This is a genomic window from Advenella sp. S44 (assembly GCF_002810445.1).
Taxonomy (GTDB): domain Bacteria; phylum Pseudomonadota; class Gammaproteobacteria; order Burkholderiales; family Burkholderiaceae_B; genus Advenella.
The window spans coordinates 309,579-325,392 of sequence record NZ_NEXS01000011.1 but is presented as its reverse complement, the minus strand read 5'-3'; the positions used below and the strand labels follow the sequence as shown (position 1 = coordinate 325,392).

16 protein-coding genes are annotated in these 15,814 nt (G+C 54.5%); 7 read left to right on the top strand and 9 right to left on the bottom strand.

The window, feature by feature from the left end; all coding sequences use genetic code 11:
- Position 1: 1 nt before the first annotated feature.
- From CAP48_RS19280 to CAP48_RS19255, 6 genes are all read right to left on the bottom strand, one after another.
- A complete protein-coding gene (locus CAP48_RS19280) occupies positions 2-697 on the bottom strand; it encodes an amino acid ABC transporter permease (RefSeq protein ID WP_100699488.1) in 696 nt (231 codons plus the stop codon).
- Between the two features lie 12 nt (positions 698-709).
- The gene (locus tag CAP48_RS19275; RefSeq protein WP_242444566.1) at positions 710-1,426 is read right to left on the bottom strand and encodes an amino acid ABC transporter permease; all 717 of its coding nucleotides are present in this window, start codon (positions 1,424-1,426) and stop codon (positions 710-712) included.
- A gap of 77 nt (positions 1,427-1,503) precedes the next feature.
- Positions 1,504-2,385, bottom strand: coding sequence for an ABC transporter substrate-binding protein (locus CAP48_RS19270; protein ID WP_100699487.1), 882 nt, complete (start codon positions 2,383-2,385; stop codon positions 1,504-1,506).
- A 19-nt stretch (positions 2,386-2,404) separates the two neighbouring features.
- Entirely contained in the window at positions 2,405-3,991 is a 1,587-nt protein-coding gene (locus tag CAP48_RS19265; protein WP_100699486.1) for a rhodanese-like domain-containing protein, read from the bottom strand.
- Between the two features lie 68 nt (positions 3,992-4,059).
- The gene (metC, locus tag CAP48_RS19260; protein WP_100699485.1) at positions 4,060-5,220 is read right to left on the bottom strand and encodes a cystathionine beta-lyase; all 1,161 of its coding nucleotides are present in this window, start codon (positions 5,218-5,220) and stop codon (positions 4,060-4,062) included.
- The gene (locus CAP48_RS19255; RefSeq protein ID WP_100699484.1) at positions 5,220-5,810 is read right to left on the bottom strand and encodes a hypothetical protein; all 591 of its coding nucleotides are present in this window, start codon (positions 5,808-5,810) and stop codon (positions 5,220-5,222) included. Before CAP48_RS19255 ends, metC begins: the two co-directional genes overlap by 1 nt.
- 142 nt (positions 5,811-5,952) lie before the next feature.
- Here CAP48_RS19255 and CAP48_RS19250 point away from each other — a divergent pair, with 142 nt between their 5' ends.
- The 3 genes from CAP48_RS19250 to CAP48_RS19240 all read left to right on the top strand — a co-directional run bounded on the left by CAP48_RS19250 (position 5,953) and on the right by CAP48_RS19240 (position 8,819).
- Positions 5,953-6,813, top strand: coding sequence for a LysR substrate-binding domain-containing protein (locus CAP48_RS19250; protein ID WP_100699483.1), 861 nt, complete (start codon positions 5,953-5,955; stop codon positions 6,811-6,813).
- 110 nt (positions 6,814-6,923) lie between these two features.
- The gene (locus CAP48_RS19245; protein WP_153045726.1) at positions 6,924-8,309 is read left to right on the top strand and encodes an MATE family efflux transporter; all 1,386 of its coding nucleotides are present in this window, start codon (positions 6,924-6,926) and stop codon (positions 8,307-8,309) included.
- Positions 8,310-8,366: 57 nt separating this feature from the next.
- Positions 8,367-8,819: a PaaI family thioesterase gene (locus CAP48_RS19240; RefSeq protein WP_100699481.1), complete on the top strand. Its 453-nt coding sequence runs from the start codon at positions 8,367-8,369 to the stop codon at positions 8,817-8,819.
- 24 nt (positions 8,820-8,843) lie between these two features.
- Here CAP48_RS19240 and CAP48_RS19235 read toward each other — a convergent pair whose 3' ends face one another.
- The 3 genes from CAP48_RS19235 to CAP48_RS19225 form a co-directional block, all read right to left on the bottom strand.
- Entirely contained in the window at positions 8,844-9,242 is a 399-nt protein-coding gene (locus tag CAP48_RS19235; protein WP_161495310.1) for a VOC family protein, read from the bottom strand.
- 155 nt (positions 9,243-9,397) lie between these two features.
- Positions 9,398-10,141 carry an AraC family transcriptional regulator gene (locus CAP48_RS19230; protein WP_100699479.1) on the bottom strand — a complete coding sequence of 248 codons (744 nt, stop codon included), beginning with the start codon at positions 10,139-10,141 and terminating at the stop codon, positions 9,398-9,400.
- 36 nt (positions 10,142-10,177) lie between these two features.
- Entirely contained in the window at positions 10,178-11,704 is a 1,527-nt protein-coding gene (locus tag CAP48_RS19225) for a CoA-acylating methylmalonate-semialdehyde dehydrogenase (protein ID WP_100699478.1), read from the bottom strand.
- Between the two features lie 100 nt (positions 11,705-11,804).
- Between CAP48_RS19225 and CAP48_RS19220 the strand changes: the two genes are divergently transcribed.
- The 4 genes from CAP48_RS19220 to CAP48_RS19205 all read left to right on the top strand — a co-directional run bounded on the left by CAP48_RS19220 (position 11,805) and on the right by CAP48_RS19205 (position 15,652).
- Complete coding sequence (locus tag CAP48_RS19220) at positions 11,805-12,737, top strand: LysR family transcriptional regulator (protein ID WP_100699477.1); 933 nt, start codon at positions 11,805-11,807, stop codon at positions 12,735-12,737.
- Between the two features lie 287 nt (positions 12,738-13,024).
- On the top strand, positions 13,025-13,996 hold the full coding sequence (locus CAP48_RS19215; protein WP_161495309.1) for a tripartite tricarboxylate transporter substrate binding protein: 972 nt from the start codon (positions 13,025-13,027) through the stop codon (positions 13,994-13,996).
- A gap of 19 nt (positions 13,997-14,015) precedes the next feature.
- A complete protein-coding gene (locus CAP48_RS19210; RefSeq protein WP_100699475.1) occupies positions 14,016-14,702 on the top strand; it encodes a methyltransferase in 687 nt (228 codons plus the stop codon).
- On the top strand, positions 14,699-15,652 hold the full coding sequence (locus tag CAP48_RS19205; protein WP_100699474.1) for an NAD(P)-dependent oxidoreductase: 954 nt from the start codon (positions 14,699-14,701) through the stop codon (positions 15,650-15,652). Before CAP48_RS19210 ends, CAP48_RS19205 begins: the two co-directional genes overlap by 4 nt.
- The last annotated feature ends 162 nt before the right edge of the window (positions 15,653-15,814 follow it).

Genomic DNA, 15,814 nt, shown 5'->3' with positions numbered 1-15,814 from the left:
GTCAGGTGGCCGAGCCCAGGCGCTTGGCATTCAGATGGGTTTCCAGAAGTTTTGCCAGTCTGGAAAGCAGTGCGCATATGAGAAAATAGAACAGCGCCAGCACAAGGTAGGTACGTAGCGTGCCAGTCAGTTCAATGCTGTTGATCTGCTGCGCCGAAAAAGCCGCTTCATTGACGCCGATGATATAGACGATAGAGGTGGCCTTGATCGTAGAGACAAATTGATTCAACAGCGACGGAATCATATTGGTCAGGGCTTGCGGAATCTGGATGGTAAACAGGGTCTGAAAATAGCCAAGCCCCATGGCTCGCGCCGCCTCTACCTGCCCGGCAGGAAGCGCCTGTAATCCTCCGCGGATGATTTCGGCCAGGAACGCCGACTCATAGATGATAATGGCCGATACGGCAGTCCAGAACGGCGGGATTTCTGTTTTCATGATCGTGGGTAGCAGGAAATACGCCCAGAAAATGATCATGATCAGGGGAATGGAACGAAACACGTATACCCATATCGTGGAAAGGCCACGAATGATTTTTATTTCGCAAGTTCTGCCAGTGCCGACCAGCAGCGCAATCGGAAAAGCGGCAGACAGACTGAGTGCTGCCAGAATGAGCGTTCCGGCAAAGCCGCCTATCGGTCCCTCCGGCCAGGAACCCACCAGGAACAGCATGCCGTAGGTATCAATAAAATCCAACATATAAATGTGCTCCTATCTTCTGAAGCTTGCCGGATAGCGGCGCGCAACTTGTGCGCCGAGCAGGGCAATCAGCAAGGAAATGGCCAGGTAAAGTACTGTCGAAATCAGAAAGATTTGGAAAGTCTGGAACGTAATATTTTCAATGCGCTTGACTTGATATGTCAGTTCGGTCACGCCGATGACCATGGCCAGGCTTGTGTCCTTGAACAGAATCAGGGAGCGGTTGATAATGGGTGGTACGGCGATACGAACCGCCTGGGGCAGCACAACGCACTGTAGCGCCTGCACCGAACTTAAGCCAACCGCCCTGGCCGCTTCCAGCTGTGTGCCGGCGATGGCTTTGATCCCCGAACGTATGTCCTCGTAATAATAGGCGCTGACATTCAGAGATAAGGCAATCAACGCGAAGGAAAATTCTGAGTTTCCCTGGTTGATCCACAGCTTGAGTGCTTTGGGCAAGACCTCGGGCATGCCGAAGTACCACACCATGATTTGCACCACGGTCGGCACATTTCTGTGATATTCCACATACAGGCTGATGATGGCGCGCACGATGCGCAAGGGAATAAGATTGACGGCTGTCAGCAGCAAGGCGACACAAAAACCGCAGACAAGCGCGCCGAAAAAAAGACGCAGCGTCACTGACAGTCCCGTTAGCAATAAAGCAACGGTTTCAGGATCCGAGAGCAGGGATAGCGAAAAATTCATGGTAAGCCAGGGAATGGTCATTCCCTGATCCTCCTGGTGGTGTAGTGCCGGGGTGGCTACCGCCACGCACCGGTCATGCGGATATCAATGGGTTGATGCTATTTGTTCGTACTGGAGTCCGATTGGGCAACGGGCACCACTTTGAACGAGCGTGTCAGCTTGTAGATGGACTCATTCCCTAGCCATTTATTGAATATCTGATCCAGCTCGCCAGACTTTTCCATCGCTGTCAGCGCCTTATCCACAGCGGCTTTCAGTTCGGGCTCTTCCTTGTTCATGATAATGCCGATATGCTCTGTGGCCGTGGGCTCATCCAGCAACACGGCAGGACTGTCGGTTTTCTGGGAGTCATTGGCAAACCGGATTAAGACCAGTTCGCCTGCGGTCATCGCCTGCACTTTGTCGTTTTGCAGGCCAAGATAACACTGGGAGATATTCTGATAAGTGAGAACGTCCGCGGCAGGTAAAGTTTGTTGCGCAATGGCGGCCGAGCTGGAGCCTGATGAAGCGCAGACTTTTTTTCCATCCAGGTCAGCCAGCGTTTTGATACCGGCGTCTTTTTTGACCAGCACCTTGATATTTCCCTGTAGATACTGCAAGCTGAAATCTACTTCCTCTGCGCGTTTTGGTAGCCATGCCACCGATCCGGCCACAATGTCCACACGCCCCATTTTGACCTCCGGGATACGGGCTTCGGTGGATAGCGGTTTATGCTGCAGTTTGACGCCCAGGTCATTGGCCACTGCCTGGCAGATATCGACATCGTATCCCACGTATTTACGTTGCTTCGGGTCCTGATAGCCGTAGGGAGAGCTGGCATTTTGCGTTCCGCAAATCAGGGTGCCACGGCTTTTGATATCTTCAAGGCGGTTTGCGAAAGCGCCGGTGCTCCATGTCGTGGCCAGCAAGGCTAGCAGCAGCCATGCGCTTTTGTTTCCCAAAGTGGGGCTTGTCGGGGTGCTGCGGTATTGTCTCTTCATCGTTCGCTCCGTTGGTGTTTTATTCAAATGAGAACGTCTGGCGTTCCAGGTCATCGATCTGCGATATGAGATTGGTTTCCCATTCCAGATATTGTCTTGCTGCTTCCTTGTTGCCCTGATGGCGGTCGTGAACAAAGAATAAAAAATCAATACATTGTTCATCCGGCAGTTCGGACTCGTTTGTGTTCGCTGCCAGGCCACTGTGCCTGATCTGTTCATTGTCCATGCAGGCGCAATATATTGCCGTATGTCCGTCGTGCTCAAGATCGGCTGCAAGAATTTGCAATTTTCCAGGGTGCTCGCCGATCAGTAGTATCGCTGTGTCTTTATCCTCGGGAACAACTGCCGCCATTGTCGGACGAATTGCCCACCTGGATCCCTGTAGCCGGAGTTGACGAAATTGCATACTGGGGCGCGTATCGATAATCTTTGCTTCGGGATGCGCAGCGACAAATGACGCTATCTGATCGCCGGCAAGAACCGTTGTGTGTCGCAGCACGGGTCGGGGCGAGACAGCAGGTGCTGTCATCTGCAGATTTTCCGGATTATTGAGTAAATAGACTTCCCAGCCCAGTTGCCTGAGCCAGCTGGCAATGACGGGTGCGCGCACGCCGTCGAAATCCAGAAGCACCAGCCGTGATTTTCTGACGCCCACATATTCGTCGGTTGCCTGGATAAGCTGGCCGCCCGGCGTATGCTGCACGCCTGCAGGCAGGTTGGTTTGCGTAAACTCTTCGGGGGTCCTGACATCGCACAGGAATGTTGTGCGGTCCGTTTGGGCCAGCCATTGCTGTACCTGCGCGACATCGACTGCCTGGACGTTGTAACGAGAGGCAATTGCTGCTGAGCGCTTTTGCAATATCGGCAGGTTTTTGTCCTGTATTGATGGCGGATATAGCCTGTCGGACTGATGCTCCAGCGGAAGATCGGCCAGATACCATCCTTGAGTGCCGTTCTCCAGCGCGTAGACTTTATTGGGAACGCCCAAATTGATCAGGGTTTGCGCGCCCACGATGCTGCGCGTGCGGCCCGCGCAATTGATGACAATGGTTGTTTCGGGGTCCGGTGCAAGTTCGCCTGCACGCAGCGCCAGTTCGCCGTTAGGACAGCATATTGACCCTGGAATATTCATTTTCCTGTATTCAGGCACCGGCCGGCCATCGAGCACAACGATTTTGTTGCCGTCATCGGAAAGTAGCGCCTGCAATTGCAGTGCCGATATTCTTGGTGTGTCGTAAACATGTTCTGCCAACTCGCCAAATGTTTTGCTGGGCAGGTTTACGCCAGAAAAGGTTGCGTAACCCGCGGCTTGCCACCCCTGTACCCCGTCTTGCAGGATGCTGATATCGTTATAGCCCAGGGCGCTTGCGGCAGCATACGCGCATTTGACCACTTCATCCTCATGCTGATTGCCATACATGACAATGCGTGTGTTTTTTCGGGGAACCAGTCTTTCGATTTCCAGTTCCAGTGCGCTATAGGGAACAGAGACAGCAAAAAAAAGATGGTTTTCTCCATATTGGCCATGCTCACGTATGTCCAGGACTGCGATCTCATTGGCGTCATGGATTTGTTTTTTCAGCGCGTGGGCGTTGATATATTTCATTTTCAGTTCTCGTGCCTTTCTTGAAGAAGGGTGATAAGTATTAGAGGTGCGATGGATCACGCAGCGGCTTATGTGATGCGGCTGAGCATGGTATCAAGGTCGCGTATCAGGTCTGCGGTATCCTCCAGACCGATATGCAGGCGTAGCAGGTAGCCATGGTCTTTGCTATGGCGCAGCCTGGTGCGACCCGGATCCACGGGAAGGACCAGGCTTTCAAAGCCTCCCCAGGATGAGCCGATGCCAAACAGTTGCAGTCCATCTATCGCCTGTTCAATTTTTTCCGAAGCAAGGCCTGGATCAAATTCAATGGTCAACAGTCCATTGGAACCGGTGGCATCTCTTTGCCACAGGCTGTGGTTTGCATCCCCTTGCAGGGCGGGGTGAAATACAGTGCGTATAGCGCTGTGTGTGCTTAGCCATTGGGCAATGTGCAGGGCACTGCTGGCATGACGTTGCAGTCTGAGTTCCAGCGTACGAAGACCACGCAGCACCAGGAAGGCGTCTTCGGCTGATACAGTCTGTCCGAGATTGATGCTGGCCTGTTCTATTTGCGCAAAGCAGGCCTGGCTGGCCGTGACAGAGCCCATCATCACATCCGAATGGCCTCCAAGGTACTTGGTCGCTGCCACAACTGAAATATCACAACCCAGGTTCAGCGGCTGATAGTTAATGCCGGAGCCCCATGTGTTGTCGGCGCAAAGCAGGATATTGCGTTGTCTGCACACCTGCGACAACGCCGGCAAATCGAGCATGTCATAAAGCAGCGAACCGGGCGATTCAACATAGACCATTCTGGTTTCTGGCCGCAACTGGCTAGCCCAGTCTGAATCAGTCGGTGCAAAGCTGCTGTATGTGACGCCAAACTTTGCCAGCTGCGACTCGCACAGCTGGCGCATTGGCTCATAGACGCCTTCTGAAATCAGCAGATGATCTCCTGATTTGAGGCATGCAAACAGGGCTGTGGCGATGGCAGCCAGACCGGTTGGAAAAAGCTTGCTCCGATAACCGCCCTCAATGGCGGTGATTGCGTCTTCCAGTGCGTAAACCGTTTCGTTGCCGCGCGCGCCGTACGACAATACTCTGTCGGTGTCGCGCTGCGCACGAACGGCGCGCCATTGAGCCAGATTGTCGAAAAGATAGGTGCTGCCTTTGACGATAGGCGTATTGGCCCATCCTGATTCAGGGCGCCCCAATGAGGCCAGTTGGGTTGCTCTGGAGACAACTGACATTAGCCCTGACTCCGTTGGGTCTTGACGCCAACATCCATGATCTTGCACGTGTTATTTGTGGTGTCGAAGGCCATGCGCTCTGTCAGGGTTTCCAGTGCTCGCCCATACATATGCAGGTGGCGGATATTGTCGTCTTCGATACGAACGGCATGAATATCATCGGGCATCAGGGCAATGCCATGACCGGGCTCTACCGCCTGCATGCCTGTTTGTACAACAGTTGCATGGCCAGGCACGCTGCCATCGTCAGTGCGTTCATACAGGTAGTTGCTTTCTACGCCTTCGACTGCGGCAATACAGGCCCAGGTCGTGTGGTTGTGCGGAACAATTTTTTTACCCGGCTTCATCACATTCAGATAAAGCGCGTAGCTGTTATCGGGTTCTGTATGAATAAGATAGCGCGCTTGCAGATCGTCGCCGGTGGGAGCCGGGTAGGTATCCTGTCCCCACCACTCTTTATGTGCCGCCACATCGATCAGCGCGTCGCGAATTTTGGCCAGCTTTTCCCGGTTCAATTCGTCTTTGCCCATGTCCTTGGCGATGTTGATCAGTTGCGCAACAGCGGTCTGCTTGTCTTGTGTCGAACTCATATATTTCTCCTGTGATTTTTCCAAAGTATAGATAGTTAAACGTGCATTTACTAATTAGAATTTTTTGAATTCATATAAGCAGTGCTAATATGTTATCTATGAGTCGTCTCCTTTCAAAGGCTTGTTTTTAAGGGTATTCCCTATGAATAATCTGGATCTTGGCTTGCTCAGAACCTTGGTAACTGTTGAAAAAACTAATACATTCTCGGGTGCAGCGCAGGTGCTGTTCAAAACGCAGTCGGCCATCAGCCAACAGATGCAAAAGCTGGAACAACAAATGGGATATCCCCTGTTCCAGAAAAAAGGGCGGCGCCTGGTGCTGACCATGCAGGGCAAACAGTTGGCTGAATACGGCAGGCGTTTGCTGGCGATCAACGATGAGGTGCTGCGCACGGTTGGTCAGCAGCAGATGGAAGGACAAATCCGTCTGGGTGCGACTCTGGATGTGGCTGACACTATTTTGCCGCTCATGCTCACTTATATTGCCCGGCAAGCGCCTCGGGTGAAGCTGGAGATCCAGGTCGATCGGAGTCCTTCGCTCATGATTTCACTGGAGGCCGGCGATATTGATCTGACGATTTCCACTCGCGATGATCCGGCCTTAAACGGATTTGTGCTGCGTACTTCGCCGACGGCGTGGGTCTGTGCCGCAGATTTTCCGTACAACCGCCGAGCTCCGTTGCCGCTGATCCTGGCTGACGAGCCCAGCATTTTTCGTCGACTGGCGCTTAGCGCACTGGAAGGCACGCAGATCAAGTGGCATATCAATTACCTGGCCCCGTCGCTTGTGGGAATCAAGGCGGCGGTGCGCGCCGGGCTCGGGGTGACAGTCAGAAGCGTTGAGTTTCTGGGGCCCGATATGCGAGTGCTTGGCCAGGCCGAGGGCCTGCCCCCACTACCCTTTGTGACTTATCGCTTGCTCACGCGCAAAGACACGATCAGCCCGCTGACGCTGCATATTTATGAAATGTTGCGTGCTCAGTTTGAATATGTTGATGGTTAGCAAGTGGAGTCGGCCACAGTGTCCTGTCTTGGTGTCAGGATGGCTGAAAAAAAATAATTTGAGATATCATGTGCTGATTCGAGTTTTTCGCGTGTCGCGTTTGGTGTGTTGTGAAAGCTGGTACTACCGTTAAAGAGATTTCCGTTCTCGCCTGGCCACTGGTTTTAATGCAGTTGGCTTCGATCGCTCTTACTACCACCGATTTGATCATGATGGGAATGCTGGGCGCCACGCAGATCGCCGCGGGTGGCATCGCCATTGCCCTTTTTGGATTGCTCAGAACTTCCAGTGTCGGACTGGTCACTCCCATGGGAAACTTGTTTGCGCAGACTTGGGCAAAAGGCGGTATCAGTGTCAGGACTCGTCTGGCCGGGCAAGTCAGACTGGGGCTATTGTTGGCAACGGCCTGTGGCACGCTGATGGTCGGGCTCATGCTTATCGCCTTTCCCTTTTTGCATTTTCTGGGCCAGGATCCGCAATTGCTGGCGCTGGGCTATTCGCTGCTGATATTTCTGGCTCCCAGTCTTATTCCGCTGCTGTGGTTGCAAGTGCTGCGCAATGCTGCGGTGGCGCTCAAGCGGCCGGGTCCGTTGTTGTTGATTACGCTGGTCGCTGTTTTGGTCAATATTGGCCTGAACTTGCTGTTTGTGTTCGGGGTCGGAACCTGGCCTGGTATGGGATTGCCGGGCGTGGGGCTGGCGACGCTTTTTACGCAAACGTTGATGGCAGTTGGGTTTTATGGGCTGGTTTGTCGTGATGCGCTGTTGGCCCCGGTTCTGCGGCTACCAACGCCGAGCTCAGTGTCATTGCGTTCAATCCGCTCGCGTCTGTTCATTCGCGATACCCTGAAGTTGGGAATCCCCACGGGCGCGGCTTATGCCAGCGAAGCGGGGTTTGTATCCGTGCTGACACTGGTGGCCGGCACGCTTGGTGCAGCCAGTCTGGCGGCTCATACGCTTGCATTCCAGTATGTCAATATTGCATTTATGGTTTCTATCGGTCTGTCTCATGCGGTTTCCATCCATATGAGCCATGCATTGCCGCAGGGCGATACAGCGCGAATGCGGTTACTGGCCCGGGCCGTTATCCTGATGGGCTTTGCGGCAATGGGCGTGGTGGCCCTCATATACGTGACAATTCCGGAAATGCTGATCGGGCTGTTTTTGAAAAACAACACGGCTAACGTGGCGGGTGTTCTTCATCTGGCCGTGCCTTTGCTGGCGCTTGCCGCGCTACTGCAATTTGCCGATTGTCAGCAGAACCTGGCGGTAGGCGCCATGCGCGGTCTTCTTAAGGCGCGCGACACGTTTTTCCTGACTATGGTCGGGTATTGGCTGATCGGGGTGCCGGTCGTGCTGGTCTTTACCTATGTATTTCACATGGGCGTCAATGGTATCTGGCTGGGATTTTTTATTGGGTTGAGCGCGACAGCATTCCTGTTGTGGCGACGGTTTTATTATTATGTGAGAACGATGGAGCGCAAGGCGCTCAATTGAGAAAACCCATTGGCGTATGCCAATGCTCAACGAACTTGATTTAAGGGATACGGACTGATGAACTCCGCTGCAAGCAATGAAGATGTGCTCAAAAGGGTGCGAGGCATTCTGGCCAGGCAGCCATTTAGCGCGCTATTGAAGACCGAAGCGACACAAGCGTCAGCCGATGGCAGATGTGAATTTCGCATTTCCATTGACGGCAATCTCATGCAGCATCTGGGTACGGTGCATGGAGGCGTGCTCGGGTATGCAGCCGATACTGCGCTTACCTTTGCGGCCGGTATTGCTTACGGCATTCCTGTTATCACGTCCGAATTCAAGATCAACTTCCTGCGCCCTGTGGTCGGAGAGCTGCTGATTGCAAGAGGACAGGTGGTGTACAAGGGGCGTTCGCAGGCGGTCACGCGTTGTGATCTATTTGGCGTCAAAGACGGCACGGAAAAACTGTGCGCAACGGCCCAGGGCACAATCGTCGTGCTTCCCGAGCCTGGCAGCCGACCCGCATCCTGAGCGCGCAGGCGGTGCTTCGCGTTTTTATGCGGATTGCGCCTCGCCATCGCGCTGTTCGACCACGTCTATGCTGAGGCCGGCTGGATCCTGCAACATGAAATGCCGCTGGCCCCAGGGTTCGTCCTTCAGGGGCAGAAAAATGTCGCAGTCCGGATTGCCGGCCAGACGCCGAAATTGCTGCTCGGCATTCTCCACTTCGAGACTCAGAACGATACCGGCCCCCGGGTAGGAACCTTGTAACTGGGGCGGCTGACTGGCGGTGTTTGGCGCCATGAACGCCAGCTCAGCCCCGCTAGTCTCGTGAACCAGGTGCACGTACCAATCTTCTTGAAAGACAACGGTAAAGTTAAAGTGCCGGGTATAAAAATCGGCACAAGCGTGCAATTTGTCAGTGATCACAATTGAATAGACTTTTTTCATCATGGGCTCCATGGCTCAAAGCCTTGATCATAGGGGCTCTTGCGGGGCGCGTATTGTATATTTTGGCCATTGCAGGCTATCCATGCAGTTTCATATAGCCCGATCATCCCAGACCATCCCAGTTCGTTCCTGGCCAGTCCAATACGTCTGCCATGTTATCAGCGGTATCGCTGCCGAAATGCCACAGGTGTAATACCCGTAATGCGCTTGAACTCTCGGATAAAATGCGATTGGTCGGTATACGCGTCAATGCGATGGGTTGCCAGCGCCTGATGAAAGCGCAGGATCTTCAAAAAGTCATGGGCAGAAAATCCGGTATTCTCGGGGAAAAGTCGTTGCAGCTGCCTGCGGCTGTATCCGGAAATGCGAACGAAGTCGTCCACACATGTCAATCTGTCGGAACAGGCCAGCAATTGGGGCATCCATCCCGCATCGTTAATGATGCCGTGCGTGGACAATTGACGGATAAAACATTGCAGAAGATGGTGCTGTTGTGCTTGCGCTCCATCGCGCAGCGCGTTGCACAGTTTGGCGATGTCGACCTCGCCCAGCGAATACAACGTCTGTGATTGCGCGATGATGTTCTTTGAATTGCGCCAGACGCCGGGGTAAAGCCGGATCCCGCAATAGTGAAACTGCCGCCCCAGATTCAGGTCAATCGCGCGGATGCCAGGCGACATGACAAGAACGGTTGGGTCGGCTTTGTCCGCCAAGTCAAATACCAGATCGATGCACGCATCCGGAACCACCAGATAATGGCAGTCGGCGGGCAAGGTGTATTGAGATCGCAATTGCCAGAGGCAATATATCTGCTTTCGGAATGCAGCATCAGGATGGTGTTCGTCATAAGAAACACCATCCTGCAGAAAGCGGGGAATGCCGGGTTGAATGGGCGCGTGCATGAACGCGAGTGTACCCGCCCGGCATGCAAAGTGACGTTATTTTGCTGTTGGCATGGCAAATTCGGCGCCTTTGTCTATACTTTGCGGCCAGCGCTGCATAATGGACTTCTGGCGTGTGTAAAAGCGCACGCCTTCTTCGCCGTAGGCATGCATGTCGCCAAACAGACTTTTCTTCCAGCCGCCAAAGCCATGCCATGCCATCGGTACGGGAATCGGCACATTGATGCCCACCATGCCAACCAGGATTCGGCGGGAGAACTCCCTGGCCGTATGGCCGTCACTGGTGAAGCACGACACGCCATTACCGAATTCATGATCGTTGATCAGGCTGATCGCTTCGCCCAGGTCTTTGACCCGGATGCAGGCCAGCACCGGACCAAAGATTTCTTCCTTATAGATGCGCATGTCGGCGGTGACGTTGTCAAACAGCGTACCGCCGGTAAAAAAGCCTTCCTCATTGCCGTCTACTTGGTGACCGCGTCCGTCAACGACCAGTTTGGCCCCTTCTTTCACACCAATCTCAATGTACGATTCGATTTTCTCCAGCGACTGGCGCGTCACGATAGGGCCCATTTCCGCTTTGGGATTCATGCCATCTGCAATAACAAGCTGTTTAGCCCTTTGGGCAACCCGCTCGACGATCGTATCGGCAATATCGCCCACCAGTACGGCCACCGAAATCGCCATGCAACGCTCGCCCGCCGACCCGTAGGCAGCGCCGATCAGGGCATCGACGGTGCGGTCGATGTCCGCATCGGGCATGATCACCATGTGGTTCTTGGCCCCGCCCAGCGCCTGCACCCGCTTGCCAAAGTGGGCGGCGCGTTCGCTGATGTAGTGCGCGATCGGTGTGGATCCGACAAAACTCACGGCCGACACATCTGGATGTTCCAGCAGGGCGTCCACCGCCGGCTTGCCGCCCTGGACGACATTGAAAACGCCATCGGGCAGGCCGGCTTGCTTGAACAGGCTTGCCATGAACAGGGAAGCGCTGGGATCACGTTCGCTGGGTTTAAGGATGAATGTATTGCCGCAAGCGATGGCCACGGGGAACATCCAGCACGGAACCATGCATGGGAAGTTGAAAGGGGTAATGCCGGCAACCACGCCCAGGGGCTGGCGGACGGTCCAATTGTCGATGCCCGTAGACACCTGATCGGTAAAGTCGCCTTTGAGCAATTGAGGAATGCCGCAGGCAAATTCAATCACGTCGATGCCGCGTGCGACTTCGCCCTGAGCGTCGCTAAACACCTTGCCATGTTCGGCCGTAATCATGGCGGCCAACGTATCGGCATGCTCGTGCATCAAGCCCAGAAAACGGTTCATGATGCGTGCCCGGCGGATAGGTGGGACATCGGCCCACCCTGCAGCTGCAGCCTTGGCCGCGCTGACTGCCTGATTCACCTCAGCTGCACCTGATAACACAACATGGCGTGTTGTCTGGCCGGTTGCCGGGTTGTATACCGCCTGTTTTTCCGTGGAAGTCGGTGTGACGGTGTTGCCGTTGATATAGTTGACGACATCGGCGCTGTCGGTAAAAGCGGGTGTGGATGGGCTATTCATTCGTGGCTCCTTTGTAATGTTCCCAGTATAGGCATGCGCGCGCGAGCGGATCAATACGCCGGATGTGGATTAATTGTTCAAAATAATGAACAATAGAGGTATGAAAACATTGAAAAACGAACCCTTGTGGTCCCATATCTACTGGCTTGGCATGCTGGAGGTCGCCGGCAGCTATACTGCGGCCGCGCAACGGCTGGGTGTGAGCAAGGCGGCGATGAGCCAGCGTATTCAGGAACTGGAAAGTGCGCTTGGCATTGCGCTGGTCCAGCGCACCACACGCAGCGTACGACTGACCGAAGCGGGACGCGAACTGGTTGCTGAAACTCGTCCGGCATTCAGTAGCATTGAAACCGGGTGTGCACGCATACGCGAACTGGCCGACACGCCGCAGGGTATTATCCGCCTGACTGCGCCGGTGGCGCTGGCCCGTCAGCAAATTATTCCGCGCCTGCCGCAATTTATGCGGCAGTACCCGCAAATCCGTATTGAGATCGAGTTGTCGGATCATATCAGCCCGCTGGCCCAGGAAGGTTTTGATTTGGCCATTCGTCATTCGTCCACAGTGCCGGAAACTTATGTCGCATGGAAACTGTGTGCCACTCGCACGCTGTTGCTTGCCAGCCGCCAATATCTGAAAATGCATCCGCAGCCCTTGCAGCCGCAGGATCTGGCAAATCACAATTGTCTTACCTATTTGCGGTCGGGCGCGCAGCCCGCCTGGCATTTTGAGCGCCGCAGATCGTCGTCGCGGCGGGTGAGCGTGCAGGTCAATGGCTCATTTGCAGCCAATAACAGTGAGACACTGCGGGAAATGGTGCTGGCGCATCAAGGCATTGCCCTGGTCCCGGATTTCTCCGTGGCGCGGGGAATCGATCAGGGCACGCTCATTGAACTGCTGCCGCAATGGCAGTCGGTCAGTGTATTCGGTGATCACATTTATGCGCTGCGCCCATACAGCCCGCATGTGCCGGGTATTATCCGCTTGCTGGTGGACTATCTGAAAAGCGCGTTTCGCGAACAATCTTTCCTGTAGCGTCTGCATCAGGGCGGGCAAACGCTGCCCTGCGTACCGCAGCCGGTTTGGCAGCTCGCCTTGCCGGCAGTTGTGGCCCGGCTCCAGCGACGCATCCTTGGTACATTTTCTGGCCGCCAGTCTGCCATTGCATATGTAATGTGTCCGCACGAACGATTGCCGGCATAGCCGTTGCATTGTCCAGTGTGCGTTGCATTGTACAAAACGACATTGCAAACAATGGATCGCACCGATAGCATTCGTTCAGCTTCAATGATCGTAATAATCAGAAAATGACGGAGACAACGATGAATACAGGCTCAAAACTGATATTGGCACTGGCGTGCCTGCTTGCGGTGCCAGCCGCTCACGCACAGGCTTATCCGACCAGAGCAGTCAAGCTCATAGTGCCATTCCCGCCAGGGGGCGGAACAGACTATATTGCCCGCGAGCTGGCGTTGCATATGGGTAAGCAGAAAAACTGGAATGTGGTGGTAGAGAACCGGCCCGGGGCGGGCGGAAGCGTGGGTCTTGCATCAGCCGCCAATGCAAGACCGGACGGATACACCATCGTGTTGGGGCAGACCAGCAATCTTGCCATTTTGCCGACGCTGCAACCCAAAATCCAGTATGACGCGGTAAACGGCTTTACACCGGTTGCCTTGGTGGCCGAAGCGCCGCTGGTCTTTGTCGGGCCCAAGCAGGCGACATATTCGAATGCCCAGCAATTTATCGAGCAGGTAAAGGATGCTGCGCCAAACAGCATGAATTTTGGCATTCCGGGCATTGGAACGGTGGCCCATTTGACGTCCGTGCTGTTTCAGCAAAAATCTGGCATCCAGATTGAAAATATCCCATACAAGGGCGCCGCCGACGGCATTCCTTCGCTGATTGGCAATCAGATTCAGGCGTATATGTCATCGGCATCCACCTTGACCGGTGCGATTGATGACAAACAGATCAAGCCGCTGGCCGTTACCTCCCTGGCTCGTATGAAGACCTTGCCCGACGTGCCGACACTGGATGAATCGGGCTTCAAGGGCTTTAACGCAACCACCTGGTTTGGCATTTTGGTGCCCGCAGCAACGCCTGATGAAATTGTGAGCGTATTGGGTCAGGCCATCCGAACGGCCATGGACGATAAAAAGTTCCAGGAACAGATCGAGAACTCCGGGGCGATGGTGGTTGATGGCGATCAGCGCGTATTTGCTGAAAGAATTAAAACCGACACCGCAATGTGGGCCGATGTTATCAATACCGCAAATATCACACTCAAATAATCAGGAGCAGCCAAGCGTCATGAAGGACTTACCATTTATTCGCAAGGACATTCGACGACCGGATCCGGAGCTGGTCAGGCGGGCTGCGCAGTATCAGGCAGCCATACTGGCCGACGTGGGCGGGCGTCGCGGCGCACTGGGCGGGCGCATTCAAGCGCGGGCCCCGGGAATGAAGATTGCCGGACCGGCATTTACGGTAGAAGTGCGCCCGGGCGACAATCTGATGTTTCATGCCGCGCTGGCCATGGCGCAGCCCGGAGATGTCATTGTGGTTGAGGGCAAGGGCGATTTGACTGCAGCCTTGTGTGGAACCATTATGGTTACCCAGGCACAGGCCGCAGGTCTGGCTGGCTTTATTGTTGATGGCGCGACCCGCGATACAGAAGAAATCGCCGCGGGCACGTTCCCGGTGTTTTCAGCCGGGACCAATCCGAATGGCCCCAGCAAGTCGCTTGGTGGTCGCATTAATTGGCCGATTACGCTGGCGGGTACAACTGTCAACCCAGGTGACTTGATCGTGGGCGACGATGACGGTGTGGTTGTGGTCCCCGGGCAAAATATCGAAGAAATCCTGGTGATGGCAGAGCAGAAAGTGAAGGCTGAAGCCCAAAGGATTGCGCAGATCCTGGACGGCAACCTTGGTGCACCCTGGCTGAACAATGCCCTTGTGCAGGCCGGTGTATTGCGACAGGGGGAAGTATTGTGACTGCGCCACGCCACAAGATCCTGGTCACTGGGGCGGACCTTGCTGTCCAGGCACTGCGAGTGCTGCAGGACTATGACGTCATTTATGCCGGCGCTTTGCCGACCGAACAGCAACTTATTGCACTTGTGAAAGCGCATGATCCCATCGGCATCATTGTGCGATACGGCAGAATTACCAGAAGGGTTATAGAACATGCGCGCAGCCTGAAGGTGATTTCCAAGCATGGCAGCGGGATTGATACGATTGATGTGGTTGCAGCCAAAGACAATGGTGTTGTTGTGCGAGCAGCGGCGGGTGCCAACGCTGCTGCAGTGGCCGAACATGCACTGGCGTTGCTGCTGGCGTGTGCAAAGTCCATTTCCCGACTGAATGCACGCATGCATGACGGGCACTGGGACAAAGCCAACCACAAGAACATCGAACTGCGAAGCAAAACCATTGGTTTGATCGGACTAGGCAGCATTGGTCGCAAGATGGCCGCAATGTGCCGCGCGATGGAGCTGAATGTGATTGCCTACGACCCCTTTGTGACGCAGGAGGACAACCTCGCCCTGGTACCCCTTGAACAAATCTGGTCCGATGCGGATTTCATCTCGCTGCACTGTCCACTGACCGATGATAACCGTAATTTGATCAGTATGAACACACTGGCCGCGTGTCGGCAGGGAGTCATACTGATCAACACCGCCCGCGGCGGCCTGGTCGATGAGGCGGCACTGCTGGCAGCGGTGCGATCCGGCCAAGTGTTTGCCGCCGGGCTGGACAGTTTCGCTAAAGAGCCGCCGGATAAAAATCATGCATTTTTCGGTGAGCCGCAAATTATCCTGAGTCCGCATATAGGCGGAGTCACAGGACAAGCTTATATCGATATGGGTGTGGCTGCCGCAGAAAATCTGTTGCGCAGTCTTGTGGATAGTGGTATCCATGAACGGAAAGAAGCAACGGCGTAGCGTGTCATTGGCATGACATGATCAAATGTCTATAAACTGACGAGTGTGACAGGCCACAAGAAGCATGCCGCCAGTGATTTAATGGTGGGTGTGCGTCCGGGGCCCGCAGTAATATTACATGGTACGTAGCAGGTAGTAGACGGCGCAAAGCGGCTCATGACG

Excerpts from the sequence above, each read along its gene's own strand:
- CAP48_RS19280 (WP_100699488.1), bottom strand. The coding sequence starts at position 697 with ATGTTGGATTTTATTGATACCTACGGCATGCTGTTCCTGGTGGGTTCC.
- CAP48_RS19275 (WP_242444566.1), bottom strand. The coding sequence starts at position 1,426 with ATGACCATTCCCTGGCTTACCATGAATTTTTCGCTATCCCTGCTCTCG.
- CAP48_RS19270 (WP_100699487.1), bottom strand. The coding sequence starts at position 2,385 with ATGAAGAGACAATACCGCAGCACCCCGACAAGCCCCACTTTGGGAAAC.
- CAP48_RS19265 (WP_100699486.1), bottom strand. The coding sequence starts at position 3,991 with ATGAAATATATCAACGCCCACGCGCTGAAAAAACAAATCCATGACGCC.
- metC (WP_100699485.1), bottom strand. The coding sequence starts at position 5,220 with ATGTCAGTTGTCTCCAGAGCAACCCAACTGGCCTCATTGGGGCGCCCT.
- CAP48_RS19255 (WP_100699484.1), bottom strand. The coding sequence starts at position 5,810 with ATGAGTTCGACACAAGACAAGCAGACCGCTGTTGCGCAACTGATCAAC.
- CAP48_RS19250 (WP_100699483.1), top strand. The coding sequence starts at position 5,953 with ATGAATAATCTGGATCTTGGCTTGCTCAGAACCTTGGTAACTGTTGAA.
- CAP48_RS19240 (WP_100699481.1), top strand. The coding sequence starts at position 8,367 with ATGAACTCCGCTGCAAGCAATGAAGATGTGCTCAAAAGGGTGCGAGGC.
- CAP48_RS19235 (WP_161495310.1), bottom strand. The coding sequence starts at position 9,242 with ATGATGAAAAAAGTCTATTCAATTGTGATCACTGACAAATTGCACGCT.
- CAP48_RS19230 (WP_100699479.1), bottom strand. The coding sequence starts at position 10,141 with ATGCACGCGCCCATTCAACCCGGCATTCCCCGCTTTCTGCAGGATGGT.
- CAP48_RS19225 (WP_100699478.1), bottom strand. The coding sequence starts at position 11,704 with ATGAATAGCCCATCCACACCCGCTTTTACCGACAGCGCCGATGTCGTC.
- CAP48_RS19220 (WP_100699477.1), top strand. The coding sequence starts at position 11,805 with ATGAAAACATTGAAAAACGAACCCTTGTGGTCCCATATCTACTGGCTT.
- CAP48_RS19215 (WP_161495309.1), top strand. The coding sequence starts at position 13,025 with ATGAATACAGGCTCAAAACTGATATTGGCACTGGCGTGCCTGCTTGCG.
- CAP48_RS19210 (WP_100699475.1), top strand. The coding sequence starts at position 14,016 with ATGAAGGACTTACCATTTATTCGCAAGGACATTCGACGACCGGATCCG.